This window comes from Bradyrhizobium sp. Ce-3 (assembly GCF_022835695.1).
Lineage (GTDB): Bacteria > Pseudomonadota > Alphaproteobacteria > Rhizobiales > Xanthobacteraceae > Bradyrhizobium.
The window spans coordinates 716,271-732,099 of the sequence record NZ_BQUV01000003.1 but is presented as its reverse complement, the minus strand read 5'-3'; the positions used below and the strand labels follow the sequence as shown (position 1 = coordinate 732,099).

General features: G+C 66.0%; 17 protein-coding genes. 11 read left to right on the top strand and 6 right to left on the bottom strand.

Annotated features, from left to right (window positions below; genetic code table 11):
- Positions 1-17: 17 nt before the first annotated feature.
- Entirely contained in the window at positions 18-1,082 is a 1,065-nt protein-coding gene (locus BRSPCE3_RS14550; protein ID WP_244066489.1) for an amidohydrolase family protein, read from the bottom strand.
- Positions 1,083-1,318: 236 nt separating this feature from the next.
- Between BRSPCE3_RS14550 and BRSPCE3_RS14545 the strand changes: the two genes are divergently transcribed.
- Positions 1,319-1,804 carry a hypothetical protein gene (locus BRSPCE3_RS14545; RefSeq protein WP_244066488.1) on the top strand — a complete coding sequence of 162 codons (486 nt, stop codon included), beginning with the start codon at positions 1,319-1,321 and terminating at the stop codon, positions 1,802-1,804.
- Between the two features lie 16 nt (positions 1,805-1,820).
- Here the strand turns inward: BRSPCE3_RS14545 and BRSPCE3_RS14540 are convergent, their stop codons facing one another.
- The gene (locus BRSPCE3_RS14540; RefSeq protein ID WP_244066487.1) at positions 1,821-2,525 is read right to left on the bottom strand and encodes a DJ-1/PfpI family protein; all 705 of its coding nucleotides are present in this window, start codon (positions 2,523-2,525) and stop codon (positions 1,821-1,823) included.
- Positions 2,526-2,589: 64 nt separating this feature from the next.
- Here BRSPCE3_RS14540 and BRSPCE3_RS14535 point away from each other — a divergent pair, with 64 nt between their 5' ends.
- Complete coding sequence (locus BRSPCE3_RS14535; protein ID WP_244066486.1) at positions 2,590-3,585, top strand: GlxA family transcriptional regulator; 996 nt, start codon at positions 2,590-2,592, stop codon at positions 3,583-3,585.
- A 251-nt stretch (positions 3,586-3,836) separates the two neighbouring features.
- Here the strand turns inward: BRSPCE3_RS14535 and BRSPCE3_RS14530 are convergent, their stop codons facing one another.
- Entirely contained in the window at positions 3,837-4,385 is a 549-nt protein-coding gene (locus tag BRSPCE3_RS14530; protein ID WP_244066485.1) for a carboxymuconolactone decarboxylase family protein, read from the bottom strand.
- Positions 4,386-4,565: 180 nt separating this feature from the next.
- The gene (locus BRSPCE3_RS14525) at positions 4,566-5,480 is read right to left on the bottom strand and encodes a LysR family transcriptional regulator (protein ID WP_375709913.1); all 915 of its coding nucleotides are present in this window, start codon (positions 5,478-5,480) and stop codon (positions 4,566-4,568) included.
- A 116-nt stretch (positions 5,481-5,596) separates the two neighbouring features.
- On the opposite strand from BRSPCE3_RS14525, the gene BRSPCE3_RS14520 reads away from it, so the two are divergent.
- From BRSPCE3_RS14520 to rnk, 3 genes are all read left to right on the top strand, one after another.
- Positions 5,597-6,163, top strand: a complete 567-nt coding sequence (locus BRSPCE3_RS14520) for a chromate transporter (RefSeq protein WP_244066483.1) — start codon at positions 5,597-5,599, stop codon at positions 6,161-6,163.
- Positions 6,160-6,690 carry a chromate transporter gene (locus tag BRSPCE3_RS14515; protein ID WP_244066482.1) on the top strand — a complete coding sequence of 177 codons (531 nt, stop codon included), beginning with the start codon at positions 6,160-6,162 and terminating at the stop codon, positions 6,688-6,690. The genes BRSPCE3_RS14520 and BRSPCE3_RS14515 overlap by 4 nt, the downstream gene beginning before the upstream one ends.
- Before the next feature lie 287 nt (positions 6,691-6,977).
- Positions 6,978-7,397, top strand: coding sequence for a nucleoside diphosphate kinase regulator (rnk, locus tag BRSPCE3_RS14510; protein ID WP_244066481.1), 420 nt, complete (start codon positions 6,978-6,980; stop codon positions 7,395-7,397).
- A 267-nt stretch (positions 7,398-7,664) separates the two neighbouring features.
- On the opposite strand, the gene BRSPCE3_RS14505 is transcribed toward rnk, so the two are convergent.
- Both BRSPCE3_RS14505 and BRSPCE3_RS14500 read right to left on the bottom strand, forming a co-directional pair.
- Complete coding sequence (locus BRSPCE3_RS14505; RefSeq protein ID WP_244066480.1) at positions 7,665-7,859, bottom strand: hypothetical protein; 195 nt, start codon at positions 7,857-7,859, stop codon at positions 7,665-7,667.
- A 138-nt stretch (positions 7,860-7,997) separates the two neighbouring features.
- Complete coding sequence (locus tag BRSPCE3_RS14500) at positions 7,998-9,062, bottom strand: ketopantoate reductase family protein (protein WP_244066479.1); 1,065 nt, start codon at positions 9,060-9,062, stop codon at positions 7,998-8,000.
- Positions 9,063-9,184: 122 nt separating this feature from the next.
- On the opposite strand from BRSPCE3_RS14500, the gene BRSPCE3_RS14495 reads away from it, so the two are divergent.
- The 6 genes from BRSPCE3_RS14495 (at position 9,185) to BRSPCE3_RS14470 (ending at position 15,735) form a co-directional block, all read left to right on the top strand.
- Entirely contained in the window at positions 9,185-10,411 is a 1,227-nt protein-coding gene (locus tag BRSPCE3_RS14495; RefSeq protein WP_244066478.1) for a TetR/AcrR family transcriptional regulator, read from the top strand.
- A gap of 273 nt (positions 10,412-10,684) precedes the next feature.
- Complete coding sequence (locus tag BRSPCE3_RS14490) at positions 10,685-11,923, top strand: branched-chain amino acid ABC transporter substrate-binding protein (protein ID WP_244066477.1); 1,239 nt, start codon at positions 10,685-10,687, stop codon at positions 11,921-11,923.
- A gap of 134 nt (positions 11,924-12,057) precedes the next feature.
- Positions 12,058-13,005, top strand: coding sequence for a branched-chain amino acid ABC transporter permease (locus tag BRSPCE3_RS14485; RefSeq protein WP_244066476.1), 948 nt, complete (start codon positions 12,058-12,060; stop codon positions 13,003-13,005).
- Entirely contained in the window at positions 13,002-14,294 is a 1,293-nt protein-coding gene (locus tag BRSPCE3_RS14480; RefSeq protein WP_244066475.1) for a branched-chain amino acid ABC transporter permease, read from the top strand. Before BRSPCE3_RS14485 ends, BRSPCE3_RS14480 begins: the two co-directional genes overlap by 4 nt.
- On the top strand, positions 14,291-15,040 hold the full coding sequence (locus BRSPCE3_RS14475) for an ABC transporter ATP-binding protein (RefSeq protein WP_244066474.1): 750 nt from the start codon (positions 14,291-14,293) through the stop codon (positions 15,038-15,040). Before BRSPCE3_RS14480 ends, BRSPCE3_RS14475 begins: the two co-directional genes overlap by 4 nt.
- Complete coding sequence (locus BRSPCE3_RS14470; RefSeq protein WP_223966928.1) at positions 15,040-15,735, top strand: ABC transporter ATP-binding protein; 696 nt, start codon at positions 15,040-15,042, stop codon at positions 15,733-15,735. The genes BRSPCE3_RS14475 and BRSPCE3_RS14470 overlap by 1 nt, the downstream gene beginning before the upstream one ends.
- Positions 15,736-15,829 lie beyond the last annotated feature (94 nt).

The window sequence follows — 15,829 nt, the reverse complement described above, 5'->3', positions numbered from 1 at the left end:
ATCCTCCATTAAATGAGTCAGGCATCAAGCTTCAGGCGCGGGAACGTTTCCAGCGGATTGTCCTCGCTCATTCGCTTGACGAGGCTCTTGGGCAGATGCGGCGGGACCGGATCGTCGCCGTCGAACTGCCAGTGCGGATAGTCCGACGCGAACAGGAACATCTTGTCGGAGCCGATCTGGTCGATGATGTCGGCGACACCGGTTGCATCCAGCGGCGCGTCGAACGGCTGCATGGTGACACGGAAATGGTCGCGGATGATCGCGGCCGGCTCGCGCTCCACCCAGGGAACCTCGACGCGGACGCCGCGCCAGGTCTTGTTGGCGCGCCACATGAAGGCCGGCAGCCAGCTCACCCCCGACTCCATCAACACGACGGTCAATCCGGGATATTTCCCGAACACGCCCTCATAGATCAGGCTCAGCGCCTGCGCCTGGAACGCCTGCGCCTCGGCGAGGTAATATTCGTAGCGATAGGACGGCCAGCCGATCGAGCTCGGCGCACCGCGATAGGCGCTGCCGGCGTGGATCGCGATCGGCAGTTTGTACTTCTCCGCGGCCTGGTAGATCGGCCAGTAGTGCCGCCGGCCGAGCAGCGTTTCGTTTTGCGACGGCACCAGCACCGAGACAAAGCGGTTGTCGCCGGCGCGGCGCTCGATCTCCTCGACCGCAAGGTCCGGCGCCTGGATCGGCACCACGATCGAAGCGCGCAGCCGCGCGTCCTTCGCGAGCCATTCGGCCGCGATCCAGTCGTTGATCGCCTTGCAGAAGTCGGCCGCCATGTAGGAATCGAACACTGCCTGCGCACCGTAGACGACATTGCAGATGGCGTGGCTGGCGCCGAGTTGGTCGAACGCGCCGCGCTGCACCATGGCAAGATCGCTGCCGGGCTTGCTGCCGTCGGCAGGCCGCCAGTCGGCACGGCCGGACAACGGCATCGACGGCGGATAGGAATTCAGATCGAGCCCATCGATGGCGCGGCTGACGACCTGTTCCTTCCAGTGATCGCTGAGATAGGGCAGCAGCGTGGTGCGCGTTCCCCCCACCGCGGGATGGATGTCGCAGTCGATGCGCGTGGCCGCCATGGCGTTCCTCGATGGGTCTTCTTGTCGTCATTGTTGGCGGCATCGCAGCCGCAGATCCGACTGTGCCGCCGATGGCGCGATCGTGCAAGCCACTCCACGCGGGGCCGCCCTGCCCTGCGCGCGCATCCGCGCCTCACGCGAAGTTGCTGGACGCCAAGTGAAGGGCATCACCCAATGAGGCCACGAGACATGCTAGCGATTCCGCGCCGCGGAAGGCGCAGATACAGGAGATCGGAATGGAATTGAGACTAGGCCGACTGGCGATCCTCGCATGTTCATGGTCGCTGGCCGCGTCAGCCGTATCGGCCGCGCCCGCGACCACCTCCGGTTCGGTAGCGCTGGCGCTCGCCGGCGTCGTGGCGCCCTATTCGCCGTTGCCGGCCAAGCAGAAGAAGGCGGTCGCCGCGTTCTTCGCGGGCGACAGCAATGTTCCCATCACCACGAAGATCACCGTCACCGCCGACAAGGTTGTCTGCCGCGCCAGCGATGTCGCCATCACCTCGCGCTCCTGCGAACTGATCTTCGGCAGCAACACCCATACCGTGAGGGGCGCCGAAGCCAACGCGATCTACGCGACCGTGGCACTGGCCGGCGTGCCGCCCGACGGCGCCGCAGGCACGATCTACGAGGCGCTGTCGAAACTGTCCTGCACGCTCGATCCCGCTGTGATCAAGGACAAGGCCGGCGGCGGCGCCGACTGCAGCTTCGAGCCGGGCAATTAGTCCGGGCTCAATCTCCCTACACCGCGACGCCCAGCCTGGCGGCGACGCGGCGTGCGGTTTCCTCCCGCTGCGCCGTGATCGCGCGCACGCCCTCGCGCGACTGCTGCAGGATCTCGGGGGGCGCGGTCTCCGGCGTGCCGCTGTCGAACGGCGGCTCCGGCGCATACACCATATAGAGCTGGATCGCGCGCGCGGCATCGTCGCCGCGTAATTCAGCCGCAAGCCGCAATGCGCCATCGATGCCTGCCGTGACTCCGGCGGCAAAGACAAAGCTTCCGTCCACCACCACGCGCTGGTTCACGGGCGTCGCGCCGAAGAACGGCAGCAGATGAAACGACGCCCAATGCGTCGTCGCCCTGCGTCCCTTCAGAAGGCCGGCCGCTCCACAGATCAGCGCGCCCGTGCAGACCGAGAAGATGCGGCATGCCCCGGCCGCCTGACGGCTGATCCAGTCGAGCACTTCCGCGTCCTCCATCAGGGCTTGCTGACCGAAGCCGCCCGGCACATGCAGCACATCGAGCGGCGGCGCTTCGGCCAGCGTCGCATCCGGCGTCAGCCGCAATCCCTTGATGTCGCGGACGGGCTCGGCGGTCTTGCCGTAGATGCGGTAGGTCGAATTCGGAATCCGCGACAACACCTCGAACGGTCCGGTCAAGTCGATTTGATCGACGCCTTCGAACAGCAGTGATCCGATCCGCAGGTGGACATCGTGAGCAATCATCGAACTTCCCTCAAACTTTCTTTGCGCTATGGACAAAGCAAAACTAGCGCGGCAGGCTTCGGCGATGACGCCAACCAGCCCACGTTTCTCGCCAAAAGATCGCCGCCCGATCGAAGTGCTGGCTTACCCGGCGGTGCAGTTGCTCGACGTCACCGGGCCATTGCAGGTGTTCGCATCCGCCAATGCACTGGCGGCCAAGGCGGGCAACGCCGAGCCGTATGAGGTCCGCGTCGTCGCCAAGGCTGGCCCGACGATCGAGGCATCGGCCGGCGTCGGGATAGCGGTGCATCCGCTGCCCGCGATCGGCAGCGCGGTCGACACGCTGGTGATTCCGGGCGGCGACGGCGTCAACGCCGCGGTGGCCGATCGTGCGCTGGTGGACTGGGTGCGCGGCCGCGCCGGGCAGGCGCGCCGCACCGCATCGGTCTGCACCGGCGCGTTCCTGCTCGCCGCATCGGGCGTTCTGGATGGCCGTCGTGCCGTGACCCACTGGCAATTCTGTTCGGAACTGGCCGAGCGTTTTCCCGACGTTCGGGTCGAGTCCGACCCGATCTTCGTGCGCGACGGATCGTTCTGGACGTCGGCCGGCGTCACCTCCGGCATCGATCTGGCATTGGCGCTGGTCGAGGAGGATCTTGGCCGCGCCGCGGCGCTCGCCGTCGCCCGCTATCTCGTGGTGTTCTTCAAGCGCCCCGGCGGCCAGGCGCAGTTCAGCGAAGCGCTGTCGCTGCAAACGACCGACGACAGGTTCGGCGCGCTGCATGACTGGATCAGCGGCCATCTGGCCGACGACCTCTCGCTTGCGACGCTGGCGCAACAAGCCGGCATGAGCGAGCGCAGCTTCAGCCGGCACTACGCCGATGCGACCGGACTGACGCCGGCACGCGCGATCGAGCGGTTGCGGGTCGAGGGCGCCCGCCACCTGCTCTCGGAGACGCGCCTGCCGGTCAAGCGGATCTCGCAGCGCTGCGGCTTCGGATCGGAAGAGACGATGCGGCGCAGCTTCCTGCGCCTGCTGTCGACCACGCCGCAGGATTACCGCGCCAGGTTTGCGGGCTGAAGCATGACGACGTTATTTCAAATCCAGCGATGGTCTCTGCTTCACCTTTCCCGCTTGCGGGGAGAGGCATAGGCCACCTTCGGCGGCCGTTCTCAAGAACGCCGAAGCGGAGCTTCGGCTATGATGCATCGTCAGCTGCGTTCCGGGTGAGAGGGAGTCTCCGCAAACCCGGTTAGCGCCGTATGCGCGGAGACAGCCCCTCACCCCAACCCTCTCCCCGTAAGAACGGGGAGAGGGCGTGCGGCGTCAGTTCAGCCGTTCCAGGCATGGTCCTGCAACCCAGCCTCCAGCGGCGGATTGGTCACGCTGCCGGTGTAGTTGGTGATGGTCGACGCTGCCACGATGGTGATGACCTCGAGCACGAGGTCCTTGTAGAACCCGGCCGCCAGAAACCGTTCGATCTCCTCCTCGTCGAGCCGTCCGCGCTTTTCGATCAGCGACCGCGCCAGCGTCGAGAGCGCACCGAGGGTCTTGTCGGCAGGCGAGCGACCGGCCCGCATCGCGTCGACATCGGCGGGATCGAGGCCGGCCTGCAAGCCGAGCGCGCAATGCAGCGCGACCGCCCAGGTGCAGCGATTGGTCACGGCGTCGGTGAGCAGCACGGTCTGGATCTGCTGCTCGGTGAAACTGCCGCCGTGAACCTTGTCGAAGATGCCGATGAAGCTCTGGATCAGCACCGGCGACGTCGCCATCGTCGCCGCAAGGTTCGGGATCATGCCAAACCGCGCCTCGACGTCGCGCAAGGCGGGCTTTGAAGCTTCCGGTGCGGAGTCGAGCGTATGGACAGGAAAACGTGCCATTGAACTGCCTTTCGCTGTGGTGATTGAACCCGAAGCCGCCGGACGCAACTGAACTGTTGCGATCGACGCGCCGGCATCGGGGGTCCGATGCGAATGATCTAGCCGCACCGGGACGCGCGCGTTCGCCAAACTCCCCACATTCCGCGCCACAGGCGGCAGCGGAACATTCAGCTACGTCCCTCAAACGCCGGCGCGATCCTTCACCCGCCGCGTCACGATGGCGAGCAGGCGGCCGAGCGTGCCGCCGGCCGGGCCCTTCTTGCGCGCCAGCGCGAGCGGCGCGACCAGGCCGGTAGCGCGCTCGAGGCGGAGATAGGACACGCCTGCGGTCTCCAGCCGCGCCATCGATTCCGGCACGATCGAAATTCCGAGCCCGGCCGCGACCAGGCTGAGCGTCGACACCATCCGTGTCGCCTCCTGCGCCACTTTCGGGCTGAAGCCCGCCGCGCGGCAGGCGGCGATGATGCTGTCGTAGAGACCGGGCCCGGTCGGGCGGCGGTAGAGGATCAAGGGCTCGTCGGCGAGCGAGGCCAGCGCAATCCGCCGCCGCGGGTCCTTGCGGGCGCGCGGATGATGATCGGGCAGCGCCACCACCATCTCCTCGTCGAGCAGATGCGTGATCGTCAGATTCTCCAGACGCTCGCTCGGCGAGCGCACGAACGCGGCATCGAGCCGGTCGGCTTCGACGGCCTCGATCAGTTCGCCGGTCGAGGCCTCCTCGAGCGACAGCGTGATCGCCGGCGCCCGCTCGCGCATTTCGCGCATCACCCCGGTGACGAACGGATGGAACGCCGCTGAAGACGTGAAGCCGATCGCGAGCTGCCCCTCCTGGCCGCGGCTGGCGCGGCGCGCGGCTTCCACCGCGAGCTCGGTGTCGCGCAGGATCGCGCGTGCCTTGCCGACGAAGGCACGGCCGGCAGCGGTCAGCTCGACGCCGCGCGGCTGCCGCCGGAACAGCGGCGCGCCGATCGCGGCTTCCAGCGCGCGGATCTGCTGGCTCAGCGGCGGCTGCTGGATGCCGAGCCGCGCGGCGGCGCGGGTGATATGGCCCTCCTCGGCGACCGCGACGGCATAGCGGAGATGGCGCAGCTCGATCATCGGGACGACCCATATGCATTAGATATGCAAATTACCTTATCCATATATTGGATATTTGGCACGCGGCCAACTAGAGTCAACGCAACAACGAACGAACCGGAGCCGCCCCGCCGATGGACGCCATACCCGCCGCACAAACCACCAGGCATCCTGCACCTGATGTCGGCGAGCTGTTCACGGGCTTCTTCATCCTCGGGCTGACCGGCTTCGGCGGCGTGCTGCCGCTGGCGCGCCACATGATGGTGGAGAAGCGCGGCTGGCTCACCGGCGCCGAGTTCACCGACCTGCTCGGGCTCTGCCAGTTCCTGCCCGGCGGCAACATCATCAACATGTCGGTGGCGGTGGGGTTGAAGTTTCGCGGCCTTCCCGGCGCGTTCGCTTCGATCCTCGGCCTGATCGCGGTGCCGACCGCGGTCGTGATCGGCCTCGGCGTGATCTATGGCCGCTTCGCCGACGACCCGGTCGTCCGTCATCTGTTCGGCGGTCTCGCCGCCGCGGCAGCCGGGCTTTTGATCTCCACCGCGATAAAGATCGCCTGGCCGTTGCGCCGCGACGTGCTCGGCCTCGTCATCGGCGCGCTGTGCGTGCTGGCGATCGCAGTGTTCAGATTGCCGCTGCTGCCGACGCTGTTGACGCTGGCGCCGCTCAGCATCTTCCTGCGATCGAGGCAGGCATCATGACCGCAACCCTCGTCACGCTCGCGCTGATCTTCGCCGAGCTGTCGCTGCTCGCCTTCGGCGGCGGCAACACCATCCTGCCTGAGATGCAGCGTCAGGTGGTCGATATCCATCACTGGATGACGGCGCAGGAGTTCAGCGCACTGTTCGCACTGGCGCAGGCTGCACCCGGGCCGAACATGATGGTGGTGCCGCTGGTCGGCTGGCATGTCGCCGGCTTCTCGGGCGTGCTGGTGACGTCGCTCGCCAAGTTCGGGCCGTCGTCGCTGGTCACCGGATTTGCGCTGCGGCTCTGGGAACGCTTCAAGGACCGGCCCTGGCGGCGCACCGTACAGGCCGGGCTGGTTCCGGTCACCGCCGGCCTCGTCACCGCCAGCGCCATCGTCATCACCCACGCCTCGGTCTCGAGCTGGGGCACCGTGCTGATCGCGGCGGGCGTCGCGATCGCCACCACGACGACCCGCATCCATCCGCTGCTCGCGCTCGCCGCGGGCGCCGTGCTCGGCCTCACCGGCATCGGGCAGCCCTGACGCAAGGCTGCTGCGGCGATCGCGCGTGCGCGCTTTCGCCGCAATGGATGCGGCGTCACGAGCGGCTATGTTGATGGTGCCATGATCGACATGTTGAGCATCGACACCCGCATTGCGCGCCTCGGCTTGCGCGCCGGACGTCTGCACGCAGGCAATTAGCCGGCCGGCGATCGCGCGCCGTCCGGATTCCCTGAACGTCATCCCAATCATTTCAGCTTGTCGCGTCGCGCGAGAGATCCGCGCGCCGGCATTGGTGCGTCTCCGATCAACCGCAAAGATCATCCGACATGACCCGACACATTCAGAACAGCTTTGCCGCCGCCGCATTGCCACCGATCGTGATCACCGCGAGCGAAGCGCATCGCCTCAGCGCGCTGGCCGATTCCAGCATGGCGGTGTTTCCGCGCGTCGCCCAGTTCCTCGCCCGCGAGACCGACCGGGCCCAACTCGTCGACGACGATGCCGAGCTGCACGACGTGGTCCGCATGGGCTCGTGCGTGCGCTATCGCGACGACGAGACCGGCGATGTCAGGGAAGTCGTGCTGGTCTATCCGCACGAAGCCGACATCGCGCTGCGCCGCGTCTCGGTGCTGACCCCGGTCGGCGCCGCGCTGATCGGATTGTCGGTCGGCCAGACCATCGATTTCCAGACGCCGAGCCACCAGACGCGCGCGGTGACGATCTTGGCCGTGGAGCATGAGGGCTAGCCGCGCTTCGAGGGGCTCCGTCATGTGATGGAGCCACCGGCGGATGGGCTCCCTCTCCCCTTGCGGGGGAGGGTGGGGAGAAGGGTGCCACACGGCGAACTCTCTCCACTCAGTCGAGCACGCGGCACGGAGCCGAGATTGCGGGCGCTGACTTCATGTCGATCGTCTCGCCCGGGGCCACCCCTCTCCCCACCCTCTCCCGCAAGGGGAGAGGGAGCCCGAGCGGCGTGCTCACCTGACGTGCGCTATCAATGCTGGGCGTGCCGCCTACGCCGCCAGATGGCACTGCCCCATCTCGAGTCCGTGCCGGCGGCCGCGGGCGATGCCTTCGGCGATCGCCTTCACGACGATCTCGGCGTCGTCTGGAGAGAGATGGTCGAGCGGCTGCCAGGCGCGCAGGATGTCGCGGGCGCGATCGAGGTCGCCGTAGATGGCAAGGTGAGGAAGCGATTTGATCGGCATGTCGGTGGCTCCCAACCGCAGCTGGGTGAGCCTACCTCAGCGGACAGGGCCGAGCCATGCGTTCGGCGGCCGCAATCGCGCGCCTTGCCGATCGCCGATGCATGGCGAGGGCGTTGCTGCCCCCGCCATCAGCGCGCGTCACTCCGCGCCGGAGCCGCCCTGCACGATCTTCTCGTTCAGCTTCTGATCGACGGTCTCCACCGTGCGGTCGATCTCGGCGCTCGGCGTGCCGAGCTGGTGCGAGATCAGCTTCACTAGCAAATCGACGCGCTCGATGAACGGCGCGCCGGCGGCGACCGCGCGAGCCGCCGAGGACGGCTTGAGCAGGCTTTCCGCCGCCTTGGCGTATTTCGCGAACGGCACCTGGTCCGCCGGGTCGGCGCCGAGCTTGCGGGCAATGCCGTCGACATGGTCATAGATCGCCTGCGAGCGCGTCAGGTCGCCGTGCACGGCGTCGCGGATCGATTGCGGCTCTGATGGCGTGATGCAGCGGTAATTGCCGGTCAGCAGCATCGACCACTTTGCCAGCGGCACGAACAGCGAATCGAACACCTTCAGCTTCACCGGCACGTCCTGGCCGTCGAGCGTCACCGCGTCGATGTCGGCTTCGAGCTCGCGCAGCACCTTGTTGTGCTTGTCGTCGGCGAAGGCCGAAGCCTTGAAGTTGGTCGGCAGGCCGACATGCAGCACATTGGCCTTCTCCTCCGGCGGACGGAACGCCTGCGGGTCCGGCGAGCACAGCGTGACGAGGCCCGGCTCGAAGCGCTCCCAGACCTGCGCGTTGGTATAGGCCTCCTCGAGGTCCATGCCGGCGAGCGCGGGGATCCGCTTCAGATACGGCAGCGGCGGCATGTTCATGATCGAGAGACACGGCAGCTTCGCCGCCGCGATCTTGATCATCAGCACGCGAACCGTGTGGTTGGTGTATTGCGGCTCCTGCATCGCGAGGCCAACCATGTCGTAGCGCGACACGTCGACATCGGCGGGCGTGACGGCGTCGAGCTTGCCGGGCAGGTCGCGCGAGAAGATCGAGCGGTGCTCCTTCTCGTCGCGCAGCTTGATCCGAACCTCGGTGCCTTCGCGATTGATCAGGTCGGCGGTGTTCTTGCGGCACACCAGCGACACGTTGTGACCCGCCATCAGAAGCTTGGTCCCCAGCAGGGAGCCGTAGGAAGCTCCAAGGATCAGAATGTTGCGCGCCATGCTCTCTCCAAAAGACCGCTGGTGTATGGTATGCCACCGTCTATCGCAGATCGACAAGCGGCTGCCAAGGGGATTATCTCGCGTGCGGATTTTCGTTCCGCGATCAGGAAGGGCATTCGAGCTTGCAAGTCGCCGCCGACCCGACGGATCGGGCTGAAGAAATCCTCGTCTCGGCGTCCCGGCTGTTTGCCCGCCACTCCTACGCGAACGTCACGATGGAGCAGGTCGCGGCGTCGGTGCGGGCCGTGCCGGGCGCGCTGTATCACTATTTCCGCGACAAGGAAGATCTGATCTTCCACTGCTATCTGCGGGGCCTTGCAATCTATCGGCACGAGATCGAGGCGGCCGCCGAGCCCGGCATCGACGGGCTCGAGATCGTCAGGCGCTTCGTCCGCGGCAGGCTGCGGCCCGAAGGCCAGCGCATGATCCTGTTCAGCGATATCGATGCGCTGGCCGCGCCCTACAGCAGTGAGGTCCACGCCAAGCGCTGGCAGAACGCCGCACTGCTGGCGGACGTGCTGAAACGCGGCGTTGCCGACGGCTCGATCGCCTGCGACGAACCGCTGCTGACGGCGGTGGCGCTGATCTCGATCCTCGACTGGGTGCCGTTCTGGCTGTCCGAACGCGACTACTACACGCGCCAGCAGGCAATCGATGCGATCGACGACATCATCACGCACGGCGTCTACCGGCGCGGGATCGCAATCCCCGAGATGCCCGAACCGCTCAGCATCGCGCCTTTCCTCGCGGCGCGCGCGGCATTGAACAAGCGCGCCGCGAAGTTCGACCGGATGCTGTCGATTGCTTCCGACAGCTTCAACCGCAGGGGCGCGTCGGGCACGTCGCTCGAAAGCATCGCCGCGGATGCCGGCATGACGCGCGCCGGCATCTACTATCATTTCAGCGAGAAAGAGAGCCTGCTGCTGGCCTGCCTGCGACGCGGGCTCGCCGGCGAGGTCGGCATCCGCGAGCATCTGCAAGCCCAGCGCCTCGGCGCATTCGATCAGATCGTGCAGCGCATCCGCTTGCTCTTGATGCTGCACGACACGCCGTGCGGCCCGAAGGCGACCTACCACAACATCAACTATCTCAGCGACGTCGACCGCAAGGCCTATGTCGGCGACGTGCTGGCGACGATCCGGGAGGACCAGAACAGCTATCAGCGCTGGATCGACGAGGGCCGCTTCCGCCGCATCGATACATACTTTGCGGAGCGCATCCTGACCGGAATGGGCCATTGGTATCCGATCTGGTTCAAGACCAGGCGCGACTGGTCTCCGGCAGAGATCGCAGATCATTTCGCGCGGCTGTTTCTCGCGGGCCTCAAGCCGCGCCGGCTTCCGGGCTAGATCCGCCACGGCCGCGATCCGACCTTCTCCCTCCCCCTGACCACGGAATGGCACTGGTTCCCGACCGGAAACCAGCGCGTGCCCTCATCCAAAAGTTTACTGCCAATTCAAAATTGTGCCGGACCCAGCTGATGGATAGCCTATAACATTATAATACCTTCCGCTAAAACTTGACGCAGTATTCAAAGCGAAAGTTGCGGAGGCTCGGCAATTGAGGCTATGAGACGGCTTCGATCGCCAAGATCAAGAAACACGAGCAAGGGAGAAACCAGGATGCGTAAGCTGATCGTTGCCGCTACGGCAGCGCTGACGGTGTTGGGAGGCGCGGCGTCCGCGCAGGAAACCATCAAGATCGGCTATATCGACCCGCTCTCCGGCGGCGGCGCCAGCGTTGGCGAAGGCGGCCTGAAGACGTTCCAGTATCTCGCCGACGAATTGAACGCCAAGGGCGGCATCCTCGGCCACAAGGTCGAGATCGTCCCGCTCGACAACAAGACCAATCCGCAGGAAAGCCTGGTGCAGGCGCAGAAGGCGGTCGACGCCGGCGTCCACTACATCACGCAGGGCAACGGCTCGTCGGTCGGTGCGGCGCTGGAAGATTTCGTCACCAAGCACAATTCGCGCAACCCCGGCAAGGAAGTGCTCTACTTCAACTACGCCGCGGTCGATCCGAGCATGACCAACGAGAAGTGCAGCTACTGGCATTTCCGCTGGGATGCGAACTCGGACATCAAGATGGAAGCGCTGACCAACTACATGAAGGGCCAGCCGTCCATCAAGAAGGTCTATCTGATCAACATGGACTATTCGTTCGGCCAGTCGGTGCGGACCGCGGCGCGCAAGATGCTGGGCGAAAAGCGGCCGGATATCCAGGTCGTCGGCGACGAACTGCACCCGATGCTCAAGGTCACCGACTTCTCGCCCTACATCGCCAAGATCAAGGCGTCCGGTGCCGACACCGTCGTGACCGGCAACTGGGGCCAGGACTTCGCGCTGCTGCTGAAGGCGGCGGCTGACGCCGGCCTCAAGGTCAACTGGTACACCTATTATGCCGGCGGCGCCGGCGGACCGACTGCGATCAAGCAGACCGGCCTCGAGAACCAGGTGTTCCAGATCAGCGAAGGCGTGCCGAACTCCGGCAACAAGGCGGCGATGGAGTTCGAGAAGGACTTCCGCGCCAAGACCGGCATTTCCGTGTGGTATCCGCGCGCGGTCAACGAGATGCGGATGTTCAAGGCGGCCGCCGAGAAGGCCAATTCGATCGATCCGGTGAAGGTCGCGGCGGCGCTCGAAGGCATGAAGTTCGACGTGTTCGACGGCGGCGAGGGCTTCATGCGCAAGGACGACCACCAGTTCTTCCAGCCGATCTACATCTCCGCGTTCGGCGCGCCGGCCGACAAGGCCAAGGAGCCGTTCGACGAGGAAAACACCGGCTGGGGCTGGCGCATCGTCTCCAAGATCGACACCGATCAGACCATGCTTCCGACCACCTGCAACATGAAGCGGCCCTGATCGGCCACCGCAAGGCGCCTCCGCGACCACGGGGTTGCGGGGGCGTTCGTCTTCCGGCAGCGTGGTGTGCCGGAGTTCATTTCACCGACAGGTCTTTGATCACGTGAACCGTTCCGGTCTCAAGCGGGTGCGCCGTGGCTGAACTCATCGTCATCTCGACGCTCAACGGCGTGCTGTTCGGCATGCTGTTGTTTCTGCTGTCCAGCGGGCTCACCGTCATCTTCAGCATGATGGGCGTGCTCAACTTCGCGCATGCGAGCTTCTACATGCTGGGCGCGTTCTTCGGCTATCAGCTCACCCGCTGGATCGGCTTCTGGCCGGCGCTGGTGATCGCACCGCTCCTGGTCGGCGTGGTCGGCATGGGCGTCGAGCGCTACGGCCTGCGCAACACCCACAAGCACGGCCATGTCGCCGAGCTGCTGCTGACCTTCGGGCTCGCCTTCGCCATCGAGGAGATCGTCTCGATGATCTGGGGCAAGAGCCCGGTCGACTATCGGGTCCCGGCGGCGCTCGACTTCCCGGCCTTCACCGTGTTCTCGACCAACTACCCCGCCTACAAGATCTTCATGCTCGTGGTCTCCGTCGTGATCTTCATCGCGCTGCTGGTCACGCTGAAGCGGACGCGGGTCGGCCTCATCGTGCAGGCCGCGCTGACCCATCCCAGCATGGTCGGCCATCTCGGCCACAATGTCGGCCGCGTCTTCATGCTGGTGTTCGGCGTCGGCAGCGCGCTGGCGGGCCTCGCCGGCGTTATCGCCGGCCCCTCGCTGGTGACGCAGTCCGACATGGCCGCGCTGCTCGGCCCGATCCTGTTCGTCGTCATCGTGTTCGGCGGCCTCGGCTCGCTGCCCGGCGCCTTCGTCGCTTCGCTGCTGATCGGGTTGATCCAGACCTTTGCGGTCGCGCTCAACGGCTCGCTCGCCAGCGTGTTCGGTCCGCTCGATCCAAGCCTCGGCCCCTCGCCGCTCACCGACATCTGGAACGTCACGATCGCGCAGATCGCGCCGATCCTGCCCTACGTGCTGCTGGTGCTGGTGTTGATCTTCCGCCCGATGGGCCTGTTGGGGACGCGCGAGTCATGAGCAACGCTCCCACGCCCTCAATTGCCGCGGCGAAGCAGGAGCCCGGCGGCGCCCTGAGCTTCTATGGCGTCTGGCTGCTGGGCGCGATCGCGCTCGTCGTGCTGCCGCTGATCTTCTCGTCGGGCGGCTCGCTGACCTCGTTCAGCCTGATCGGCATCGCGATCATCTTCGCGCTGTCCTACAACATCCTGCTCGGCCAGACCGGCCTCTTGTCGTTCGGACACGCCGTGCAATACGGCCTCGGCGGCTTCCTCGCCGTGCATGTCATGAACGCGGTCGCCAGCCACAACTGGCCGATCCCGCTGCCGGTGATCCCGCTGGCCGGCGGCATCGGCGGCATGGCGTTCGCGTTGCTGGTCGGCTGGGTCATGACCAAGCGCGCCGGCACCGTGTTTGCGATGATCTCGCTCGGCATCGGCGAGCTGGTCGCCTCGTCGTCGCTGATCCTGCGCAGCGTGTTCGGCGGCGAGTCCGGCATCACCACCGACCGCACCTCGCTGATGCCGATGTTCGGCTGGACCTTCGGGCCGCAGATCCAGGTCTACTATCTGATCGCATTCTGGGTGATGGTGTCGGCGATCGCGATGTACGCGCTGACCCGCACGCCGCTCGGGCGCATCTGCAACGCGGTGCGCGACAATCCGGAGCGCGTCGAGTTCATCGGCTACGATCCGCATGTGGTGCGCTATCTCGCCTACATGTTCGCCGGCTTCTTCGCCGGCATCGCCGGCGGCCTGACCGCGATCAATTTCGAGATCGCCAATTCGGCCTATCTCGGCGCGACGCAATCGGGCCTGGTGCTGTTCTCGGCGTTCATCGGCGGCACCGCCTATTTCTTCGGCCCGATCCTCGGCGCCATCCTGGTGACCTATCTGCAGCTCGGCCTGACCAGCGTGACCTCGGTCTGGCAGCTCTATTTCGGCGTCATCTTCATCGGCATCGTGATGTTCGCGCCGGGCGGCATCGCCGGCATCCTGATGAAGCACCGTCCGCTGATCCGCGCCGGCACGCTCGGCACCGTGATCCCGTCCTATCTGGTTGCGGCGATCCCGACGCTGGCGCTGGCGCTCGGCATCATCCTGACCATCGAAACCGTCGCGCGGTTTTCCGGCGGCGACGCCATCAAGCTGCTCGGCATTCCCTTCGTCGCGACCGCGCCGACCACCTGGGCGGCCGCGGCGGTCCTGGTGATCGGTGGCTTCCTGGTCGCCCGCATCACCTGGCGGCGCGTCGCGGAAGCCTGGGATCGCGCCGCGACGGTGGCCCGTGATCGGGGGTATCTCGCATGACCGCAGCCATCCAAGTCAACGCCGTCGAGAAGAGCTTCGGCAACGTCCAGATCATTCGCGACCTCAACCTCAGCGTCGCCAAGGGCGAGCGTCACGCCATCATCGGCCCGAACGGCGCCGGCAAGTCGACGACGTTCAACCTGATCTCCGGCCACATCAAGCCGACCTCGGGCGAGATCCGCCTCAACGGCGAGGTCACTTCCGGCCTGCGGCCATTCGAGATCAACCGCCGCGGGCTGTCGCGCTCGTTCCAGGTCACCAACGTGTTCGCCCGCATGACGGTGTGGGAGAACGTCCGCTGCGCCGTGCTGTGGGCGACCGGCCACCGCTACGCATTCTGGAAGAACGTCGACACTCTGCCCGAAGTGAAGCAGCGCACCGCGCAGATCCTCGACGACATTCATCTCAGCCATCGCCGCGACGTGCCGGCGGGTCTCCTGACCTATGCCGAGCAGCGCGAGCTCGAGATCGGCATCACGATCGCCGGCGGCGCCAGCGTCATCATGCTGGACGAGCCGACCGCGGGCATGAGCCACGCCGAGACCGAGCGCGCCGTCGCACTGATCCGCCGCCTCACCGAAGGACGCACGCTCGTGATCGTCGAGCACGACATGAGCGTGGTGTTCGGCCTCGCCGATCGCATCTCGGTGCTGGTCTACGGCCACATCATCGCTTCCGGCACGCCGGAGGAGATCCGCGGCAATCCGAAGGTCAAGGAAGCCTATCTCGGCGAGGAGGTCGACTGATGCTCGAGGTCAGGAATCTTCACGCCTATTACGGCAAGAGCCACATCCTGCAGGGCGTCGATCTCGACATCGCCGCCGGCGAGGTGGTCAGCCTGCTCGGCCGCAACGGCGTCGGCCGCTCCACCACCGTCAAGGCCATCATGGGCGAAGTGCCGCCGCAGGGCACCATCCGCTTCAAGGGCCAGGACATTGCGGGCCTGCCGAGCCACAAGATCGCCCGCCTCGGCCTCGGCTACGTGCCCGAGCACCGCGACATCTTCCCGAGCCTGACGGTGCGGCAGAACCTGATCCTCGGCATCAAGGACCCGCGCCGCCCCGGCAAGTGGCGGCTGCAAGAGATGCTGGACATGTTCCCCAACCTCGCCCGCCGCGCCGACACGCCGGCCGGCGTGCTGTCGGGCGGCGAGAAGCAGATGCTGACCACCTGCCGCACGCTGCTCGGTGATCCCGAATTGATGATGATCGACGAACCGACCGAGGGTCTGGCGCCGCTGATCGTGCAGCAGGTCGGCGAGCTGATCGCGCGGATCGCCAAGGCCGGCGTCGCCATCCTGCTGGTCGAGCAGAAGCTGTCGATCGCGATGAAGATCTCGAACCGGGTCTACATCATGGGCCACGGCCGCGTGGTGTTCGAAGGCACCCCCGACCAGCTCAAGGCGAATGCCGCGGTCCGCGAGGAATGGCTCGAGGTGTGAGGCGGCGGCCGGCCGAACCGGACCAGCCTTCGCAATATTGCCTGTTCGGTGCTGAGCAGAAACCTGCTCTCAATCAGAGCATTGCCGGTTCTCA

Excerpts from the sequence above, each read along its gene's own strand:
- BRSPCE3_RS14515 (WP_244066482.1), top strand. The coding sequence starts at position 6,160 with ATGACCGCAACCCTCGTCACGCTCGCGCTGATCTTCGCCGAGCTGTCG.
- BRSPCE3_RS14480 (WP_244066475.1), top strand. The coding sequence starts at position 13,002 with ATGAGCAACGCTCCCACGCCCTCAATTGCCGCGGCGAAGCAGGAGCCC.
- BRSPCE3_RS14545 (WP_244066488.1), top strand. The coding sequence starts at position 1,319 with ATGGAATTGAGACTAGGCCGACTGGCGATCCTCGCATGTTCATGGTCG.
- BRSPCE3_RS14535 (WP_244066486.1), top strand. The coding sequence starts at position 2,590 with ATGACGCCAACCAGCCCACGTTTCTCGCCAAAAGATCGCCGCCCGATC.
- BRSPCE3_RS14475 (WP_244066474.1), top strand. The coding sequence starts at position 14,291 with ATGACCGCAGCCATCCAAGTCAACGCCGTCGAGAAGAGCTTCGGCAAC.
- BRSPCE3_RS14520 (WP_244066483.1), top strand. The coding sequence starts at position 5,597 with ATGGACGCCATACCCGCCGCACAAACCACCAGGCATCCTGCACCTGAT.
- BRSPCE3_RS14505 (WP_244066480.1), bottom strand. The coding sequence starts at position 7,859 with ATGCCGATCAAATCGCTTCCTCACCTTGCCATCTACGGCGACCTCGAT.
- rnk (WP_244066481.1), top strand. The coding sequence starts at position 6,978 with ATGACCCGACACATTCAGAACAGCTTTGCCGCCGCCGCATTGCCACCG.
- BRSPCE3_RS14490 (WP_244066477.1), top strand. The coding sequence starts at position 10,685 with ATGCGTAAGCTGATCGTTGCCGCTACGGCAGCGCTGACGGTGTTGGGA.
- BRSPCE3_RS14550 (WP_244066489.1), bottom strand. The coding sequence starts at position 1,082 with ATGGCGGCCACGCGCATCGACTGCGACATCCATCCCGCGGTGGGGGGA.
- BRSPCE3_RS14530 (WP_244066485.1), bottom strand. The coding sequence starts at position 4,385 with ATGGCACGTTTTCCTGTCCATACGCTCGACTCCGCACCGGAAGCTTCA.
- BRSPCE3_RS14500 (WP_244066479.1), bottom strand. The coding sequence starts at position 9,062 with ATGGCGCGCAACATTCTGATCCTTGGAGCTTCCTACGGCTCCCTGCTG.
- BRSPCE3_RS14470 (WP_223966928.1), top strand. The coding sequence starts at position 15,040 with ATGCTCGAGGTCAGGAATCTTCACGCCTATTACGGCAAGAGCCACATC.
- BRSPCE3_RS14540 (WP_244066487.1), bottom strand. The coding sequence starts at position 2,525 with ATGATTGCTCACGATGTCCACCTGCGGATCGGATCACTGCTGTTCGAA.